General features: G+C 63.2%; 17 protein-coding genes. 11 read left to right on the plus strand and 6 right to left on the minus strand.

Annotated features, from left to right (window positions below; genetic code table 11):
* The first annotated feature begins 214 nt into the window (after nt 1-214).
* From PG898_RS05665 to PG898_RS05675, 3 genes are all read left to right on the plus strand, one after another.
* A complete protein-coding gene (locus tag PG898_RS05665; protein ID WP_043132134.1) occupies nt 215-1,858 on the plus strand; it encodes a hypothetical protein in 1,644 nt (547 codons plus the stop codon).
* Nucleotides 1,859-1,988: 130 nt separating this feature from the next.
* A complete protein-coding gene (locus PG898_RS05670; RefSeq protein ID WP_043132136.1) occupies nt 1,989-2,492 on the plus strand; it encodes a M48 family metallopeptidase in 504 nt (167 codons plus the stop codon).
* 84 nt (nt 2,493-2,576) lie between these two features.
* Entirely contained in the window at nt 2,577-3,338 is a 762-nt protein-coding gene (locus PG898_RS05675) for a DUF2927 domain-containing protein (RefSeq protein WP_270824454.1), read from the plus strand.
* Nucleotides 3,339-3,469: 131 nt separating this feature from the next.
* On the opposite strand, the gene PG898_RS05680 is transcribed toward PG898_RS05675, so the two are convergent.
* Nucleotides 3,470-3,724, minus strand: coding sequence for a DinI family protein (locus tag PG898_RS05680; RefSeq protein WP_025326722.1), 255 nt, complete (start codon nt 3,722-3,724; stop codon nt 3,470-3,472).
* Nucleotides 3,725-3,979: 255 nt separating this feature from the next.
* On the opposite strand from PG898_RS05680, the gene PG898_RS05685 reads away from it, so the two are divergent.
* Entirely contained in the window at nt 3,980-4,249 is a 270-nt protein-coding gene (locus tag PG898_RS05685; RefSeq protein ID WP_270824455.1) for a type B 50S ribosomal protein L31, read from the plus strand.
* Nucleotides 4,246-4,371, plus strand: a complete 126-nt coding sequence (ykgO, locus tag PG898_RS05690; RefSeq protein ID WP_270824456.1) for a type B 50S ribosomal protein L36 — start codon at nt 4,246-4,248, stop codon at nt 4,369-4,371. The genes PG898_RS05685 and ykgO overlap by 4 nt, the downstream gene beginning before the upstream one ends.
* Before the next feature lie 82 nt (nt 4,372-4,453).
* On the opposite strand, the gene araC is transcribed toward ykgO, so the two are convergent.
* The 4 genes from araC to PG898_RS05710 all read right to left on the minus strand — a co-directional run bounded on the left by araC (nt 4,454) and on the right by PG898_RS05710 (nt 9,115).
* The gene (araC, locus tag PG898_RS05695; protein ID WP_041205593.1) at nt 4,454-5,365 is read right to left on the minus strand and encodes an arabinose operon transcriptional regulator AraC; all 912 of its coding nucleotides are present in this window, start codon (nt 5,363-5,365) and stop codon (nt 4,454-4,456) included.
* 144 nt (nt 5,366-5,509) lie between these two features.
* A complete protein-coding gene (gene araH / locus PG898_RS05700; protein ID WP_042649062.1) occupies nt 5,510-6,511 on the minus strand; it encodes an L-arabinose ABC transporter permease AraH in 1,002 nt (333 codons plus the stop codon).
* A gap of 48 nt (nt 6,512-6,559) precedes the next feature.
* The gene (gene araG / locus PG898_RS05705) at nt 6,560-8,059 is read right to left on the minus strand and encodes an L-arabinose ABC transporter ATP-binding protein AraG (protein WP_270824457.1); all 1,500 of its coding nucleotides are present in this window, start codon (nt 8,057-8,059) and stop codon (nt 6,560-6,562) included.
* Between the two features lie 72 nt (nt 8,060-8,131).
* Nucleotides 8,132-9,115: an arabinose ABC transporter substrate-binding protein gene (locus PG898_RS05710; RefSeq protein ID WP_043132148.1), complete on the minus strand. Its 984-nt coding sequence runs from the start codon at nt 9,113-9,115 to the stop codon at nt 8,132-8,134.
* A gap of 360 nt (nt 9,116-9,475) precedes the next feature.
* On the opposite strand from PG898_RS05710, the gene PG898_RS05715 reads away from it, so the two are divergent.
* From PG898_RS05715 to araA, 3 genes are read left to right on the plus strand one after another with little or no spacing between them, the layout of a single operon-like run.
* Complete coding sequence (locus PG898_RS05715; RefSeq protein ID WP_005332481.1) at nt 9,476-11,167, plus strand: ribulokinase; 1,692 nt, start codon at nt 9,476-9,478, stop codon at nt 11,165-11,167.
* Nucleotides 11,164-11,862, plus strand: a complete 699-nt coding sequence (locus tag PG898_RS05720) for an L-ribulose-5-phosphate 4-epimerase (protein WP_182310581.1) — start codon at nt 11,164-11,166, stop codon at nt 11,860-11,862. Before PG898_RS05715 ends, PG898_RS05720 begins: the two co-directional genes overlap by 4 nt.
* Before the next feature lie 13 nt (nt 11,863-11,875).
* A complete protein-coding gene (gene araA / locus PG898_RS05725) occupies nt 11,876-13,375 on the plus strand; it encodes an L-arabinose isomerase (RefSeq protein ID WP_270824459.1) in 1,500 nt (499 codons plus the stop codon).
* 106 nt (nt 13,376-13,481) lie between these two features.
* Here the strand turns inward: araA and PG898_RS05730 are convergent, their stop codons facing one another.
* Nucleotides 13,482-14,372 (minus strand): LysR family transcriptional regulator, encoded by an 891-nt coding sequence (locus PG898_RS05730; RefSeq protein WP_005332475.1) that lies wholly within the window; start codon nt 14,370-14,372, stop codon nt 13,482-13,484.
* Between the two features lie 114 nt (nt 14,373-14,486).
* On the opposite strand from PG898_RS05730, the gene PG898_RS05735 reads away from it, so the two are divergent.
* Genes PG898_RS05735 through PG898_RS05745 form a run of 3 tightly spaced genes read left to right on the plus strand, consistent with a single transcriptional unit; the run spans nt 14,487 to nt 17,286 of the window.
* Nucleotides 14,487-15,638, plus strand: coding sequence for a methionine aminotransferase (locus PG898_RS05735; protein WP_270824460.1), 1,152 nt, complete (start codon nt 14,487-14,489; stop codon nt 15,636-15,638).
* 8 nt (nt 15,639-15,646) lie between these two features.
* On the plus strand, nt 15,647-16,462 hold the full coding sequence (locus PG898_RS05740) for a carbon-nitrogen hydrolase family protein (protein WP_270824461.1): 816 nt from the start codon (nt 15,647-15,649) through the stop codon (nt 16,460-16,462).
* 53 nt (nt 16,463-16,515) lie between these two features.
* Nucleotides 16,516-17,286, plus strand: a complete 771-nt coding sequence (locus tag PG898_RS05745) for an ABC transporter substrate-binding protein (RefSeq protein ID WP_270824462.1) — start codon at nt 16,516-16,518, stop codon at nt 17,284-17,286.
* Nucleotides 17,287-17,334 lie beyond the last annotated feature (48 nt).

Genomic DNA, 17,334 nt, shown 5'->3' on the forward strand with positions numbered 1-17,334 from the left:
TTCAAGCACACTCCCCAGTCCCATTGCAGCGGACTGCCGGCCTCGGCAACACCAGGCAACAGCGGCTCCCGCTAATCATTTAGCCCACTGCGGGCACTGAAAACGCTACTTTTATACATTATTTCAAACACATCACCCCAGCCCATTGCATCGGACTGCCGGCCTCGGCAAGATAGGCCCGCTTTTACGTCTTTCCCGCAGGAACAGGTCATCCATGAATCACGCCATCCGTTTTACCCCTCAGCGCTACAACCCCGGGCTAAAGCCGCTGGTTGTCCTGCTCACCGCCCTGATGGCGCTGCTGTTTTGCTTGCGCAACCCGCTGTTCCACGGCATGGCGCCCGGCTTTGATGCCTCCCTGTTCGCTGTGATGGGCAAGATGTGGAGCGAGGGGGGCGTGCTCTACCGGGACATGATCGACATCAAGGGCCCCATGATCTTCGCCCTCGATGCCCTCGGCTACTCCCTGGGCGGCTTCTTCGGGATCTGGCTGCTGGAGTGGGTACTCTGCTGGCTTGGTCTGCTCGCCAGCTGGCAGGCCTTCTCCCAGCTGGGGCTCTCCCTGCGGGCCCGCCTCGGCAGCATGCTGGCGATCCTTGCGCTCTACAGCACCCGCTACTACTACGGCAACATGACCGAGGACTGGACCTTCCACCTGGCCCTCATCGCCCAGTGGGCCTTCATCACCCTGCTGCTGGACAAGCAGTTTCGCTGGGGCCCGGCCCTGGTGGCGGCCCTCACCTTCGCCATCGTGGCCTGGATGCGCACCAACAACGGCGCCTTCTGGGGGGCCTGGTATCTGGTGCTGTTCTGCCACTGGTGTCTGCGTGAACAGTGGCGCTGCGCCTTCGGCCTGCTCTGCTCCAGCCTGCTGGGACTGGCCCTGGTCGGCGGCCCGCTGTTTGCCTACTTCCAGCACCACGGTTTGCTGGACGAATTCCAATACTACGCCTTCGGCATCTTCTTCGAGGGGAGCTACGGCAACGGCTTCTCGCCGGAGGTGGGGGCCGTCGGCCTGCTGCGCACCGGCCTCGTCATGCTGCTGCCGGCCTTCATGGTGTTGATGCTGGGTCGCCGCCAGGAGTGGTATCTGCCTGCCCTCTGCGCCACCCTGTTTGGCGTGCTCTTTACCCTGATCGCCAACTCCGTCTCAGGCCACGTGTTCGATCACTACGACGTGCTCTACCTGCAGCTTGGCCTGCTGCCTCTGGCCTGCCTGCTGGATCGCAGCGAGCAACAGTCCGATGCCCTGGGCCTGCTCTGCATCTCCCTGGTGGTGCTGACCGCCAGCTGGCTGCTGGCCCAGCAACTCGGTTACGGCTGGAGCACCAAGGAGTGGTCGCTGCCGCGGGTGCGCGAAGTGCTCGGCAACAGCCTGCTGTGGGCCCTGCCGGTGCTCATCCTGGTGCCGCTCTGGCGCGCCTGGGATGTGCGCAGCGCCACCCCCTGGCTGGCGTCGCTCGCCATGCTGGCGCTGCTGGTCAACAACGCCTGGGAGGGCAACCTCAAGGGCAAGCCGTTCAATCCGCCGGCCCAGGTCAGGGTCGACAGGATCAAGGCTGAGACAGGGCCGACCGACAAGATCTGGGTCGACGGCATACAGCCGCAATACTATCTGTGGACCGATCGCCAGCCCGCCTCCGCCTATCTGTTCTTCGCCAACGTCAACCCGCCCTATGACGTGCGCGAGCGGGTGCTGGCCGACATCCGGCGGCAGGATCCCAAGTTCATCATCGCCAAGCCGGAGCGGGTGGCAGAGCAGCTGAAAACGCCGAGCTCTCCCTCCAGCCTCGCCTTCTATCAATATCTGACGGACCGTTATGAAGAGGTGGATCCGGGTCTCTATCGCCGTCGCTGAGACCGATTGCGAAAGTCGGGGCCGTCGCTGGCAACAGCGACGGCCCCTTTCATTGGCGTGCAGACCTGTGTTCAAGGGGACCCATCATGATTACAATGGCGCTCTTTTTTAGTGTGAAGGGGGAGACATCATGGCGGAACTGACCTATCTGGGGGGCTATCCTGACCCCCTCAAGAGCCAGGTACAGCAGTTGATCGCGGCGGGGAAACTCGGCGAGATGCTGGCCAAACGCTACCCTGAGACCCACCTCGTCCAGAGTGACAAGGCGCTGCTGGCCTATACCATGGAGCTGAAAAACCGCTACCTGAAAAGCTCGGCGCCGCTCTCCAAGGTGATCTTCGATGGCAAGATCAACGTGATCAAGGATGCCCTCGGCCTGCACACCTATGTCAGCCGGGTACAGGGCAACAAGCTCAAGGCCAAGAACGAGATCCGCATCGCCGCCCTGTTCAAGGAGGCCCATCCCGCCTTCCTGAAGATGATAGTGGTGCACGAGCTGGCCCACTTGCGGGAGAAGGATCATAACAAGGCCTTCTACCAGCTCTGCCTGCACATGGAACCGGACTATCATCAACTGGAGTTCGATCTCAGGCTATGGCTCACCTGGCGTGACATCGAACGCACCTCGGGCTGAGGCCATCGGTTGCAAGGAGGCAAGATGATCCCAGGGCACACTCGTTCAGGGCATAGCTGTCGTCATGCCGCGCGAGGCCGGGTGATGGCCCTCTGGCTCGCAATGCTGCTGCCCTGCTCCCTGCTGGCAACCGAGCGCTGGCAGAGCGACGACTATCTGATCCAGAGCTTCATGGAAGTCGCCATGAAGTGGGAATATGGTCATGAGGCCCAGGTACGCTTCTCCCGCTGGCAAGGCCCCATCCGCCTCAAGCTCATCAACGAGTTTGGCGACAAGGCGCTGCAGGCCGAGGTGGTCAAGGTGCAGAGCCAGCATCTGGCCAGGATCACCGGCCACCCCATACTGCTCGTCAGCGACAACCCCAATCTTACCCTCATCATGACCAGGCACCAGCAGATGGCCGGCTGGGCCCGCCGCACCATGCGCCAGGATGACTCTGTCGGCATTGCCCTCAAGGAGGGGATCTGCCTGGCCAATTTCGCGGCCAACGGCCGCTATGAGATCACCCGTGCCACCATCATCATCCCGGTGGACTACAGCCGGGCCAAGGGCCGTTTTCTGGATTGCGTAGTGGAGGAGCTCACCCAGGTGATGGGGCTGCCCAATGACTCGGACAAGGTGTTTCCCTCCATCTTCAACGACAACAGCATCGACAGCTTCCCCACCGGGCTCGACTATGTGCTGCTCAAGCTCGCCTATCATCCCGCCCTCCATGCCGGCATGACCGCCGACGAGGTGCGCACAGCCCTGCCCATCGCCCTCAAGGCGCTTCGCGCCAATGGCGACATCGCAGAGGCAAATCAGCGAGTACAAAGTGGCAGCCTCAAACGCTGGGCCGGGCTCTGAGCCCTCTTAGCTGGCCCAGCACCCTGCCACCTTCTCACAAACACAAAACGCAGCCTTGAGCTGCGTTTCGTTCAAACCGGGGTAAGAGCCAGCCTGTTACCATGACAGGCAAAATGACAACCTGTTCCTGATCAGGCCTCGGCGCCTTCCGCCTCCGGCATCCAGCTCTCGGCGTTCTCCCATACTTCCTGCACCATGGTCTCGGCCAGTTCCCTGTCCTCCTTGCTGGCGCGGCTGACCGTCAGGGCCATGGCGCTGCCCGGGGCGACCCGCACATGTAGATCAGGGAATCGCTCGCCCAGTTGCTTGAGCAACTCCTGACGCAGCGCCTCCATGGTCGCAGTGGGGATCTGATGTTTTCTGTCGATGATGATTTCCAGGCGCATAGGATACGTCTCCATTATGATTAACTGTATTTTTATACAGTAAAAAACAAAAGTAAAGGCTCAACGTCTCGTTCCCCTTCCATCGCTCAACAATCCATCGCTCTCCCCTGTCATGACCTCATCCGCATTCCCTCCTCCTTCCCTTTTCTGAGCGAGTTCCATCCTGCCTGGCCACCTCGGGAGAAAAAATGGTTGATATTGGTTCTCATCCGTCGCATCATCATTGTGTGTTATAACATAACAAACAAGACAATCATGCGCCCCGACATTCACCCTCAATACCGCAAGGTCCTGTTTCACGATCTGGCCAGTAACATCTACTTCCTGATCGGATCCACCTTGCAGACCGATCGCACCAAGCAATGGGAAGATGGCAACACCTATCCCTATGTGACGCTGGATGTCTCCAGTGCCTCCCACCCCTTCTATACCGGCAAGCAGAAGCAGGTCGGCAAGGAAGGACAAGTCACCCGCTTCGGTCAGCGATTTGGCCAATTCTTCAACAAAGGAAAAGAGAAGTCATGAAGGTACTCGCCTCCCTGAAATCAGCCAAGTCACGTCATCTGGATTGCCAGGTCGTTCGTCGACGCGGCAAGCTGTTCGTAATCTGCAAGAGCAATCCCAGATTCAAGGCTCGCCAGGGTTGATCCCCGCCCCTTGCCGTCCATGAATAACAAAAGCCCTCATCACGAGGGCTTTGTCGTCTCTCTGACCTTGCCGAACCCGACATCACAGCGGGGTGGCGCATTTGCGGTATTCGGTGGGGCTGACCCCTACCCGCTTCCTGAACACCCGCGAGAAGTAGAGCTGATCGTCATAGCCCACCTGTTGGCCGATAGTAGCCACCGACATGGGGGTGGTCTGCAGCAGCAGCTTTGCCCGCATGATCCGCTGATCCTCGCGCCAGCGCACTATGCTCACCCCCACCTGCTCGCGAAACAGGTGCGCGAGGCGCGAAGGGGACAAGAAGACCTGCTCCGCCAGCGCCTCCACCGAGATCTCGGCGCAGAGCGACTCGCTTAAGATCTGGCACGCCTGGTGAACCCGGTGGTCGATGGTGGGGTAGGCATTGAGGGAGGAGGCTTCATAGCAGCGAATGAGCAGCCGCTCCAGCAGGTTCATGGCCAGCTGTTCCGACATGGGCCGCAGCTGCTGGTGAGTCTCTTCGATGTCGAGGAAGAGGGCGTCGAACTCGGCGAGCAAGGCGGCGTCCGCCAGTTGCAGGCGCCCCACCCGCTCAGTGACCTGCGGCCACTTGAGCCAGTCGGCCCAGTAGGCCCGCGGCCGGAAATAGACCCAGCGGTGATACCACTCCCGCGCATCCGGCGCCCGGCCGTAATGGTGCACCGCCGCCGGCGGAAACAGCAGCAGGTCACCTGGCTCCACGGTGAATGCCTGATCCCCCTGGAAGATCTGCCCCTTGCCCTTGATGGTCAGGTTGACGATGAAGCCCTTCATTCCCTGGGGCCGGTCGATGATGAAGTCGAGCGCACTCCCCTGCTCGATGGGGGTCATGCCCGAGACCAGGAACACATCGAAGGCGTAGCCCGGCAGCAGGGGATTGAGTTGTTTCGGCTTCTCTTTTTGCATCGAGGACATGGCGGAAAACAGCGCTTGGGTAAAAAAATCGGCTTGGGTCATTGTAAAGACTCACCTTGGGAACGCGCTATCTGGCGCTCGGCGCCGTGTGAAATTGGTGAACTGGCTCACAACGGGATGTGCCGTGAGCCATGGTGCCACCCTGGGCAGACCCGCTGAACGCGGGCCTGCATGGTTGGACAGGGATCAGACGCGCGCCTTGCGCACCTGTTTGTAGCGGTCGAACAGCACGGCGGCGAGCAGGATGAGGCCGCGCACCACGTACTGGGCGAAGGGGGAGATGTTGAGCAGGTTCATGGCGTTCTCCATCAACCCCAAAATCAGCACACCGGCGATGATGTAGGAGATCTTGCCGATCCCCCCCTTCATGGAGACCCCACCCAGCACGCAGGCGGAGATCACCACCAGCTCGAAGCCGATGGAGGTCATGGGCTGGCCCGAGGTCATGCGCGAGGCGAGTATGATGCCGGCGATGGAGGCAATCAGCCCGGTCATGGTGAAGATGATGATCTTGGTGCGCACCACGTTGACTCCGGCCAGACGCGCTGCCTCCTCGTTGCCCCCCATGGCCAGGGTGTTGCGGCCAAAAGTGGTCTTGTTGAGCAGCAGGCCGAACAGCACGAAGCAGACGGCGGTCAGCCAGACCGGGGTCGGGATGCCGAGCAGGGCCGAGTTGCCGAGTTCGAAGAAGCCCTCTTCAACTATGCCGACCGCCTTGCCGTCGGAGATGATGTAACCCACCCCGCGCGCCATCTGCATGGTGGCCAGGGTGGTGATGAGGGCGTTGATCTTGAATTTGGCCACGACTATGCCGTTGATGAGGCCAAACAGCACCCCCACCGACATGCCGGCCAGGATGCCCACCGTGATGCTCTCGGTGGCGTTGATGCCGACCGCGCAGGCGACGCCGGAGCAGGCCACCACTGAGCCGACCGACATGTCGAACTCGCCGGAGGCGAGGCAGAACAGCATGCCGCAGGCCACCATGCCCGACATGGAGACGGCGAGCCCGAGCCCGCGCATATTGATCAGGCTGGCGAAGTTGGGTACCAGCACGCAGGCCAGCAGGAACAGGATGGCGAAGATCACCAGCATGCCGTATTGATCCCAGACGCGGGCCAGTTGCAGGCGGGAGCCGCTGGTCGCCGCGGTGCTGGCGGCCTGGCCGACTGAGGTAGTAGTTGTCATGGTATTTCTCCTGAAAATTCCGGGTGCTATCTCGTTGCGGTCAGCAGATCAACGGGCCGGCATGGCCAGATTGAGCGCCTTGACCTCGTTGGCCTCATCGTGGGAAAGCTCGCCGGCGATCTCCCCCTCCCGCATGACCATGATCCGGTCCGCGATGCCCAGCACTTCCGGCAGCTCGCTCGAGACCACCACCACGGCGATGCCCACCTTGGCCAGATCGTAAATCACGTTGTAAATCTCGTTTTTGGCACCGACGTCGATGCCGCGGGTCGGCTCGTCGAGCAAGATGACTTTCATGTCCTCGGAGAGCCAGCGCCCCAGAATGGCCTTCTGCTGGTTGCCGCCCGAGAGGTTCATGATGGCCTGATGGGGAGACGGGGTCTTGACCCGCATGTCGCGGATCCGCAGCCTCGCGTTCTCGTCCTCCCACTGCTGGTTGATCCAGAAGCCCCCCCACGCCTTGTGACGGCGGGCGCTGATGTTGATGTTCTCCTGCACCGAATGGATGGGGATGATGCCGAGCGCCTTGCGGTCTTCGGTACAGAGCATGATGCCGCTGCGAATGGCGTCGATGGGGCTGCCGATGACCACCGGCTTGCCGAACACCGCGATCTCGCCAGTGCGCATCTTGTCGGCGCCGAAGATGAGCTTCATCAGCTCGCTGCGCCCGGCCCCCACCAACCCGAAGATGCCGAGGATCTCCCCGCGTTTGACCTCGAACGACACCGGCGCCTTGAGCCCAGGCCCCATCAGGTTCGCCACCTTGAGGCCCGCCTCGCCGAGCGGTCTTGGGCTGTAGCCATAGATGTCGGTCAGCTCGCGCCCCACCATGGTCTTGACCAGCAGATCCCGGTCCACCTCGGCCATGGAGGCGAAGGTGCGCACGAACTGGCCATCCTTGAAGACCGTGATGGCGTCGCACAGGGCGAAGATTTCGTCCATCCGGTGGGAGACGTAGAGAATGACTTTGCCCTCGTCCCGCAGCTGGCGGATAACCCGAAACAGCTGCTCAATCTCGCGCGACGACAGGCTGCTGGTCGGCTCGTCGAAGGCGATGACGCTGGCATCCCGGGTCAGCGCTTTGGCAATCTCCACCATCTGCCACTGCCCCAGCGACAGGTACTTGAGCGGCGTCTCGGGGGAGACGTCCATGCCGAGGCGCGCCAGCTGCCTGGCCGCATCCTGATAGAGCTTCTCCCGATCGATGACCCCGCGCCGGGTCGGCAGCTGACCGAGGTAGATGTTCTCTGCCACCGTCATCTCGGGCACCAGGTGCAACTCCTGATAGATGATGGCGATCCCGCTCTCCAGCGCATCGACCGTGCTCTGAAAGACCCGCTCCTGGCCGGCCAGCTTCACCACCCCGGTGGTGGGCGACTGGAAGCCGCTCAGGATCTTGAGCAGGGTGGACTTGCCCGCGCCGTTTTCCCCCATCAGCGCGTGTACCGTGCCCTGCTGGCAGCAGAAGGAGACGTTCTTCAGCGCCTTGACGCCGGGAAACTCCTTGCTGATGCCGCAAAACTCCAGATAAGGAACTGACTGATTCATGTTTCACTCCAGCCGATCGGCATGGCGCACACCGCCATGCCGGTCTCGGTGTCAGGGTTTAGATGGCGTCAATCACAGACCTTTCTTCTGCAGCTCGACCTTGAAGTTGTCGCGGGTGATGAGCACCACGTCGGTCACCTCGGTGAACTTGGCAGGCTCTGCGCCGTTGACCACCCAGTCATGGAGCATCTGGATGCTCTTGTAACCGTGCACGTCCGGGCTTGGCAGCAGGGAGCCGAGGAAGCCGGTGGCGCTGGACTTGGACAGCTCGTTCACCGCATCCACCCCGTTGATGCCGATGCCGATGACGTTCTCCGCCTTGAAGCCCTGTCCTTCGGTGGCGCGCACGCCGCCGAGCACTGTGTTGTCATTCATGCCGACGATGAGCCAGTTCTTCACCTCGGGATGCTGTACCAGCATGGAGTTGGCGGCATCCAGCGCCCCCGGAATGTCGTTGGCCTTGGTCGGCGAGCGGTAGATCTGCCCCTCGGGGAAACCGGCGCCCTTGAGCGCGCTCAAGGAGCCTTCGACCCGACGGCGGGCGGTGTCGAGCTCGTCGGCGGTGATGGCGAGCACCCCGGTCGCCTTCACGTCCCACTGGCGTTTCTGCATCTCCTTGTAGAGCTCCTGGCCCTGGCGTTCACCAATCTTGGTGGCGGCCATCATCACCAGCGGTACCTGCTCCATGGGCTGGCCCTTGGCATTGACGAACTGGTCGTCCACCGTGATGACCTTCAGATCCATGCTGTTGGCCTTGGCCATGATGGCGGCCCCGAGCTTGGGATCAGGGGTACAGATGACGAAGCCCTTGGCGCCGTTGGCCGCCAGGCTGTCGATGGCATTGAGGGTCTTCTCGCCATCGGGGACGGCTATCTTGATCACCTCGAAGCCGAGATCCTTGCCCGCCTTGTCGGCGAAGTTCCATTCGGTCTGGAACCAGGGCTCCTCCGGCTGCTTGACCAGATAACCCAGCTTCAGCGCCTCGGCCGAGAAAGCAGAATTTGCCATACCAAGGGCAAACCCCATTGCGATCATGCTTTTAACGATTTTGTTCATGCGAGTGTCTCAGGTGTTCTATCAATCCATGTATCCATGAAGCGCGGCCATCGGGTCCATTCCTCAAGCTGCCACATAAAAACATGTCCAAACATGACGTTATTGTTGTTGCTAGATGAGCAAACCAAGTTGTAATCGTTTTCACATGGAAAAATGGAGAGCAGGATCACGCCATGAAATTGCAGCCGTTTCGTCTATATAATTAGCAAAATTGTCACATACCCAATTCTGGATGGCCGTCACCCTCTTGCAGCAACAGCGTTAAAATCCATATTTCCAGCAGCCAATGGCTAACCGCCCCTCCGGTCCATCTCCTATGGTTCCTCACCAGTCACCCCTCATTGATGGTCAGGAGCACTTATGTCTGAGCACCCCAGGTCCGAGCACATCGCCATCGGACTCGATTTCGGCAGCGATTCGGTCAGGGCACTCGCCGTGCGCTGCCACGACGGCGCCGAGCTGGCAACCCAGGTCGTCTATTACCCGCGCTGGCAGGCCGGTCATTACTGCCAGCCGGTCACCAACCAGTTCCGCCACCACCCCCTCGACTATCTGGAGTCCATGGAGCAGGCGGTGGTGGCGGTGGTGAGTCAGCTCACCCCGAGTCAGCGCGCCGCCGTGCGCGGCATCGGCGTGGACAGCACCGGCTCCACGCCAGCCCCCATCGATGCAGAGGGGCGTGTGCTGGCCCTGCGCCCAGAGTTTGCCGACAACCCCAACGCCATGTTCGTGCTGTGGAAGGATCACACCGCCATCGAGGAGGCCGAGGCCATCACGGCCCTGTGCCACGGCGGCCAGTTCCCCGACTACAGCCGCTACATCGGCGGGGTCTACTCCTCCGAGTGGTTCTGGGCCAAGATACTGCACGTCTCCCGAGCCGATGCGGCGGTGCGCGCCGCCGCCTGCAACTGGGTCGAGCTGTGCGACTGGGTGCCCGCCATCCTGAGCGGCACCCAGGCCCCGGCCGACATCCGGCGCGGGCGCTGCTCCGCCGGCCACAAGTCCCTCTGGCACCCGAGCTGGGGCGGCCTGCCCCCCGCCGAGTTTCTCAACGCGCTGGATCCGCTGTTGACCGAGGATCTCGACTACCCGCTCTTTACCGACAGCTGGACCGCCGATCTGCCGGTCGGCACCCTGACCCCGGAGTGGGCGGAGCGGCTGCACCTCTCCTGCGAGGTGGTGATCGCCGGCGGCGCCTTTGACTGCCACATGGGGGCGGTGGGGGCCGGGGCTGGCAACAATGCCCTGGTGAAGGTGATAGGCACCTCCACCTGCGACATCCTGATCGCCGACGAGGCCACCATCGGCGATCGCGCCATTGCCGGGATCTGCGGCCAGGTGGACGGCAGCGTGGTGCCGGGCATGGTGGGGCTGGAGGCGGGACAATCGGCGTTCGGCGACATCTATGCCTGGTATCAGCGCCAACTCGGCTGGCCGCTGGAGAGCCTCGCCGCCCAGTATCCGGAGCTTCGCACCGCCATCGAGGCCCACAAGCGGGAACTGTTGCCAAGCCTCGCCGCCGCCTGGGAGCAGCAGCGCGATCTGGCCCACCTGCCGGTGGTACTCGACTGGTTCAATGGCCGCCGCACCCCATACGCCAACCAGCGCCTGCAGGGCACCCTCACGGGCATCAACCTCGGCACCGATGCGCCCGATCTGTTCGGCGCCCTGGTGGCCTCCACCGCCTTCGGGGCCCGCAGCATCATGGAGTGCATGACCAGTCAGCAGGTGCCGGTGGAGCAGGTGATCGCCCTTGGCGGCATCGCCCGCAAGTCGGCCACCGTGATGCAGACCTGCGCCGACGTGATGAATAGGCCCATCCAGGTGGTGGCCTCGGATCAGTGCTGCGCCCTGGGGGCGGCCATCTTTGCCGCCGTGGCGGCCGGTATCCACGCCGATGTGGCCAAGGCCCAGCGCCACATGGCGAGCGCCGTGGAGCGCACCCACCAGCCACACCCCGAGCGGGTCGCCGAATACGAGCGCCTCTACCAGCGCTACCTTGCCTGGGGCGCCGCCGCCGAGCCGCTCTACAACCGGGGGATACCGGCATGAACCTCCAGATGCTCAAGGAGCAGGTGCTCGTCGCCAACCTGGATCTGCCGCGCCACGGCCTGGTGACCTTTACCTGGGGCAACGTGAGCGGCATAGACCGGGAACAAGGTCTGGTGGTCATCAAACCAAGCGGCGTCAGCTACGAGCGGATGCGGGTCGAGGACATGGTGGTGCTGGATCTGGCGGGCAAGCAGGTGGAGGGCGCCTTGCGCCCCTCCTCCGACACTGCCACCCACCTGGTGCTCTATCGCACCTATCCGGAGCTTGGCGGCGTGGTGCACACCCACTCCACCCATGCCACCGCCTGGGCCCAGGCGGGGCGCGCCATCCCGATCTTCGGTACCACCCAGGCCGACTACTTTCACGGCGAGATCCCCTGCTCGCGCCTGCTCACTCCGGGCGAGGTCGAGGAGGATTACGAGGGGCTGACCGGCCACCTCATCGTCGAGACCCTTAAGCAGACCCCCATCCTCACCATGCCGGGGGTGCTGGTGGCCAACCACGGTCCCTTCAGCTGGGGCAAGAGTGCCGAAGACGCGGTACACAACGCCGTGGTGCTGGAAGAGGTGGCCCGCATGGCCTGGCTCACCGGCCAGATCAACCCCGCGGCCCACCCACTGCCCGATTACCTGCTGGAGAAGCACTACCAGCGCAAACATGGCAAACACGCCTATTACGGCCAGACAAAAGCATAATGAGGACACCAAGATGGAATTGATGAAACAGCTGGAAGTGTGGTTCCTGGTCGGCAGCCAGCACCTGTATGGCGCCGCCACCCTGAAGCAGGTGGCCGATCACGCCCACACCATCACCAGCCAGCTCAACGAGCACGCCGGCCTGCCGGTCAAGATAGTGCTCAAGCCCACCGGCACCACCCTCGACGAGATAAGCGCGGTAGCCCGCGATGCCAATCACGACCAGCGCTGCATCGGGCTCATGGTGTGGATGCACACCTTCTCCCCCGCCAAGATGTGGATCCCGGCACTCAGCCAGTTGCAAAAGCCCCTGCTGCAGTTCCACACCCAGTTCAACCGGGATCTGCCGTGGAGCGAGATCGACATGGACTTCATGAACCTGAACCAGACCGCCCACGGCGGCCGTGAGTTCGGTTTCATGGGGGCCCGTCTGCGGCTGCCGCGCACCGTGGTGGTCGGCCACTGGCAGGATGAAGAGGCCCACCGCAAGCTGGGTAACTGGATGCGGGTCGCCGCCGCCATTCACGACAGCCACCACCTCAAGATCGCCCGCTTCGGCGACAACATGCGCAACGTGGCGGTCACCGAGGGTGACAAGATTGAGGCCCAGATCCAGTTCGGCTATCAGGTGAACTACTACCCGGTCGGCGATCTGGTCAAAGTCATCGACGCCGTGCCCGCAAGCGACATCGAGGCGCTGCTGGCCGAATACGAAGAAAGCTACACCCTGACCGAGGCGGTGCAGGCGGGCGGGGTGCTGCGCTCCTCCCTTTATGAGGCGGCGCGCCAGGAGCTGGGGATGAAGAAGTTCCTCACCGACGGCGGCTTCGGCGCCTTTACTACCACCTTTGAAGACCTTCACGGCCTGCACCAACTGCCGGGGCTCGCCTGTCAGCGCCTGATGCAGCAAGGCTTTGGTTTCGGGGCGGAAGGGGACTGGAAGACGGCGGCCCTGCTGCGCACCCTCAAGGTGATGGGTGCCGGTCTTGCGGGGGGCACCTCCTTCATGGAGGACTACACCTACCACCTGGAGGCGGGCAACAACCTGGTGCTGGGGGCTCACATGCTGGAGGTCTGTCCCTCTATCGCCGCCGATAAACCCGTGCTGGATGCCCAGCATCTGGGGATAGGCAAGAAGGCCGATCCGGCCCGCCTGCTGTTTGCGGCCCCCGCCGGCAAGGCGGTCAACGCCAGCCTCATCGACATGGGCAACCGCTTCCGGCTGGTGGTCAATCAGCTCGAGGTGGTAGACCTGCCAGAGGCCATGCCCAAGCTGCCCGTCGCAAGCGCCCTGTGGAACCCCATGCCGGATCTGCAGACCAGCGCCGAGGCCTGGATCCTGGCCGGGGCCGCCCACCACTCGGTGTTCACCCAATCGGTGGATATCGAACAGCTGCGCACCTTCGCCGACATCATGGGCATAGAGTTCGTGGTGATCGACCAGGATACCCGCATCCCCGCCCTCAAGGAGCAACTGCGCTGGAACGAGGTCTACTACAAGATCTGCCACTGACCCCTTAATCGGCCAGCAGCCATCACCATGACAACAGCCCCGCTCGCGGGGCTGTTTCTTTTAGGGGCAGACTGATATCACTCAGTCAGGGAGACACTGACAACAATCAGGGTTGGTCGCGGCTCTCCAGCAACCAGTGATAGGTGCGGGCCACGCCCTGACGCTGGCTATCGGGGCGGGCGATCAGGGCGTATTCGTGATCCGTCTCCAGCACGGGGGCGAAGGGAGCGACCAGGGCGCCGCTCTCCAGCTCCTCGGCCACTATGGTGGGATCCCCGAGAGAGAGACCGAACCCCTGCAGGGCGGCATTCATCGCCAAGTCCAGGGTATCGAACAGCTGGCCGCCCTGGGGCTGCCAGGGGATGTCGAGGAAGGCGGCAAACCAGTTGCGCCAGTCCCGCCGATCCGCGCTGGCATGGATGAGTGGCAGCAGGGGCAACTCGTTCAGGTCGCGCTCGAACAGACGATGCTTGGCGGCAAACGCCGGGGCGCAGACCGGGGTCAGCCGCTCTTGAAACAGGGGCTGGCTGTGGGGATAGCGCCCCAGGCAGGGCTGATAGACGATGGCGAGATCGAAGGGTTCCCGGGAAAAGTCGATGCCGTGGCTGTGGCTGCCGCGCACCTCCACCGCCTCCCCTTCGAACGCCTGCAACCGTCGCAGCAGCCAGCGGCTGGCGCAGGAGGGCACCTTGATGCTGATGGCCTGCTCGTGGGGCAGGGTCTGCAGGGCACTGAGCCCCTCCCCCATGCGGGCCAGCCCATCACGGACGAAGGGCAGCAGGCGCTCGGCGGCCGGGGTCAGGGCCAGGCAGCGGGTGCCGCGCACGAACAGCAGATGGCCGAGGCGCGCCTCCAGCTGGGCGATCTGCTTGCTCACGGCCCCCTGGCTCACGCACAGCTCGTCGGCGGCCAAGGTGAAACTCAGGTGGCGGGCAGAACACTCGAAAACCTGCAAGCCATACAGGGGCAACTGGCTGCGGGGTTGGGTGGACAACATACAAGCCTCCATGCTTGAGAAAAACTCATGCATAACATGCCGAATAATCCGTTGTCCGGCAACCCTTGCGGGGGCTAAAAAGGGACCTCTTTAACACACTCAGGTGACGGCGCCATGTCTTCCCCCCGCATTGTCAGCAAACTGCCCCAGGTGGGCACCACCATCTTCAGCGTGATCGGGGATCTGGCCGCCCGCCATCCCAGCATCAACCTCTCCCAGGGGGCACCGAGCTTCCCCTGCGATCCCGAGCTCATCCGGGTGACCCACGAAGCCATGCTGGCCGGGGAGAACCAGTATGCCCCCATGACGGGGCTGCCCGCCCTGCGCGAACAGCTGGCGACCAAGATAGCGACCAGCTACGGCCACCACTATGACGCCGGTGAGGAGATCACCATCACCGCCAGCGCCAGCGAGGCCCTGTTCTGCGCCATCACCGCTCTGGTGCACCCGGGGGACGAGGTGATCATGTTCGAGCCGGCGTTTGACAGCTACCGCCCCATGATCCAGCTGCAGGATGCCACCCCTGTGGTGATCGCTCTCAAGGCGCCGGACTTTGCCATCCCCTGGGAGGAGGTGGCCGCCCGCATCACCTCGCGCACCCGCATGATAGTGCTCAACACCCCCCACAACCCCACCGGCACCGTCTGGCAGGCGGGGGATCAGGAGCACCTCGCCCGCCTGGTGCGCGGCACCGACATCCTCATCCTCTCGGACGAGGTGTACGAGCACGTGGTGTTCGACGGCGCGCTGCACCAGAGCGTCATTCGCTATCCGGAGCTGGTGGAACGTTCCGTCGCCGTCTTCTCCTTCGGCAAGACCTTCCACGTCACCGGCTGGCGGGTGGGTTACTGCGTGGCTCCCCGCCCCCTGATGGAGGAGATCCGCAAGGTGCACCAGTTCGCCATGTTCGCCGCCGACACCCCCATGCAGTACGGCTTCGCCCACCTGTTGCAGCAACCGGCCCACTATCAGGGGCTGGCGGCCTTCTACCAGCGCAAGCGCGACCTGCTGACCTCGGCCCTGGCGGATTCGCGCCTGACCCTGCTCCCCTCCGCGGGCAGCTTCTTCATGCTGGCGAGCTACGAGCGGGTAAGCGACGAGCCCGACAGCCTCTTCGTGCAGCGGCTGATCCGCGATCACGGGGTCGCCACCATTCCTGTCTCCGCCTTCTATCACGACGGCACGGATCAGCGGGTCATCCGCCTCTCCTTCTCCAAGGATGACGACACCCTGCTGGCGGGCGCCGAGCGCCTGTGCAGCGTCTAGGAGGCACCATGGATTCAGTGCGCGTTGCCGTCCTGCAGATGGTCTCCGGGGATGATCTCGATCACAACCTGACCCAGGCCGAGGCACTGCTGCGTCGGGCGGCGGCCGAGGGGGCCGAGCTGGTCCTGCTGCCCGAATACTTCTACCTGATGCCGGTTGACGAGCGGGCGCGGGTGGCCCTGGCCGCCCCGGTGGAGGATCACCCCCTGCTGGCCTGGGCCCGGGAGCTGGCCCGGGAGCTCGGAGTCTGGCTGCTGGCGGGCACCCTGCCCCTTGAAAGCGACGAGCCAGGCAAGATGCACAACAGCAGCCTGCTCATCGACCCGCAAGGGGAGCTCGCGAGCCGCTACGACAAGCTGCACCTGTTTGGCTTTTGCACCGGGCAGGAGCAGTATGACGAGGCCGCGACCATGAGCCCGGGCCGGGAGGTGGTGAGCCATCCCCTGCCCTGGGGGCTGCTGCGCCTCGGGATCTGCTACGACCTGCGATTCCCCGAGCTGTTTCGCCTGGACCCTGCCCCCGATTTCATCGCCCTGCCCGCGGCCTTCACCCACACCACTGGGCTCGCGCACTGGGAGCTGCTGCTGCGGGCCCGGGCGGTGGAGAACCTGGCCTTCGTGTTCGCCAGCGCCCAAGGGGGACACCACCCCGGCGGGCGCCGCACCTTCGGCCACAGCATGATCATCGATCCCTGGGGCCGGATACTGGCCCAGGTAGAAGAGGGTCAGGGCATGGCCATCGCCACTCTGGATCTGGCGGCTCAGCGCAGGGTGCGCAGCCAGCTGCCGGCCCTCACCCATCGCAAGATAGCCGTCGGCCCTTGAGGCCGGCACCATTTAGCACCCTAGGCATGACATCACACTTCAAGGGACTGACCATGAAACTCAACACCGCAATGATGCTGATGGCCCTGGCCACCGCGGGCCAGGCCGCCGCCAAACCTCTGGTGATCGCCACCGACGCCACCTATCCTCCCTTCGAAATGGTCGACAGCAGCGGCAAGCTCGGCGGCTTCGAGGTCGATCTGGCCTATGCCCTGTGCGCGGCCATGAAGACCGAGTGCGAGGTGATCAACCAGCCCTGGGACGCCCTGCTGCCGGGCCTGCAGGTGCGCAAGTACGACGCCATCATGTCCTCCATGAACATCACGGACGAGCGGCGCCAGAAGGTCGCCTTCAGCCAAGTCTACTACATGATGCAGAACCGCTTCGTGGGGCGCAGCGACAAGGCGGCCGACTTTGCCGACACCCCAGAGCACTTCAAGGGCAAGGTGATCGCGGTGCAGGAGGGCACCCCCCAGGACAACTTCATCACCGCCCGCTACGGTGACGTGGCCAAGATCAAGCGCTACGTCAACGCCCAGTCCCCCATGCTGGATCTGCAGTCCAGCCGTGCCGACTACACCTTCGGCAACATGGTGCAGTTGAAGGTGGGCTTCCTCGACAAGGAGATGGGCAAGCAGTTCGCCTTCGTCGGCCCCCAGTTCAACGGCACTCAGGACAAGATCCTGGGAGAAGGGGTGGCGGTGGCCCTACGCAAGAAGGATGACAAGCTCAAGAGCCAGTTCGATGCTGCCATCGAGAGCGTCAAGGCCGACGGTACCTTCGACACCCTGCTCAAGAAGTATCAGCTGGAAGACCTGCTCTAAGGCCGGTTGACTCGCCATCAAAAGCCGTATCACAGAATAAAAAAATGC

This window comes from Aeromonas sp. QDB31, from assembly GCF_027707605.1.
GTDB lineage: Bacteria > Pseudomonadota > Gammaproteobacteria > Enterobacterales > Aeromonadaceae > Aeromonas > Aeromonas media.